Origin of the sequence: Shewanella frigidimarina (assembly GCF_003797125.1) — a bacterium.
GTDB lineage: Bacteria > Pseudomonadota > Gammaproteobacteria > Enterobacterales > Shewanellaceae > Shewanella > Shewanella frigidimarina.
Map to the genome: position 1 here is coordinate 1 of NZ_RKKE01000017.1, position 1,535 is coordinate 1,535.

General features: G+C 38.8%; 1 rRNA gene. It reads right to left on the reverse strand.

From position 1 onward, the window contains the following. Positions 1-1,415 precede the first annotated feature (1,415 nt). A 5S ribosomal RNA gene (rrf, locus tag EGC86_RS20825) occupies positions 1,416-1,531 on the reverse strand. Between the last annotated feature and the right edge of the window lie 4 nt (positions 1,532-1,535).

Sequence of the window (1,535 nt, forward strand, 5' to 3'; positions counted from 1 at the left end):
GTGTTTTTTCAAACTTTCTTTTCGCCTTGAACTCAGTGTTTTGAAGCACTTAATCCAACCTGACTCGGTAACCGCTTACGCTGTCTGCCGTGTCAGTGGATGCGCATTATAGGCACCATACGTTTTTGCGCAAGGCCTTTTTTAACTAATTTATCAATTAATTTTTATACTTAACTTAACACCACATTAAGCACACCTTACCCACAGGCTTACCCACAGACTTACCCACAATTATGGATCATTAGATTCATATTTTACCCATGGTCAGATAGGCAAGCATATTAACGCTTTTGATTATGGGCTTTGCATTTGTTCACTATGCTACCCAAAGTTAGATAAATCATGTTTAGCCAGTAATATAATCACGGTAAAAATAATGCGTACTGACACACTTTTGTGTAATCAATCCAACATGAAACCTAAAGAGTTGCTTCGTGACATCAATTATCGACCTGATACGCCTTAGGATCTAATAACCGCATAAGCCGATATTGATGGATGAAAGGTATTCAATATAATCGAATGAGAATATTCGCATTTATTGTTATTTACAAAGGGAATTCAATCATTAAGAGGTAACCAACTAATCAGTAGAGAAACCATCACCACAAGATAGCCAATGATGAACCTACAATTATGTCTAACTTATTACAGCAAGAGCGTAATGTTAGCGCTATAAATCAGGGATGATTTTATAACGTATATTAGGCCTAGAACAAAATGGACCTATTTAGCTGTGGTAATAAATTTATATGTGGGACATTGGTGAGTTGCCTGTTGTGAAAGACAAAATTCCAATATGGTTTGAGCAAATATGAAAGCCATGAAAGTATAAAATAGGACAGAATATCAACCGAAGACATAACTGCTGGCAAAATGCAGTAATGCCACCCTTCTTTGGAAGCCTTAAAACAAAATCGATACCTAAGCGTGACTGCTATTGTAGCTTAATGAATCTGTAGACGACGTATATGCACAAAATCCAAAGGCCTGCAAAGTTGATACTTTAAGGAATGAACTAGATCGATGAATTAACTACTTGTAGTTAAATTACAGACGTAAAAAAGCCCGCTATATGATAGCGGGCTGTTTCACGACTCTATCAAGTCAATTAGGCGCCTGGAAATGACCTATTTCGCATGGGCATATCGTCCACACAAGCATTATGCTCTTATTAACCAAACCGTAATGTTAACAAATGACAGACGTAAAAAAGCCCGCTATATAATAGCGGGCTGTTTCACGACTCTTTCAAGTCAATTAGGCGCCTGAAAATGACCTATTTAGCATGGGCATATCGTCCACACAAGCATTATGCTCATATTAACCAAACCGTAATTTAAACAAATGACAGACGTAAAAAAGCCCGCTACATAATAGCGGGCTGTTTCACGACTCTTGCAAGTCAATTAGGCGCCTGGAAATGACCTACTCTCGCATGGGGAGACCCCACACTACCATCGGCGATACTGTGTTTCACTTCTGAGTTCGGAATGGGATCAGGTGGTGCCACAGCTCTATGGTTTCCAGACAAA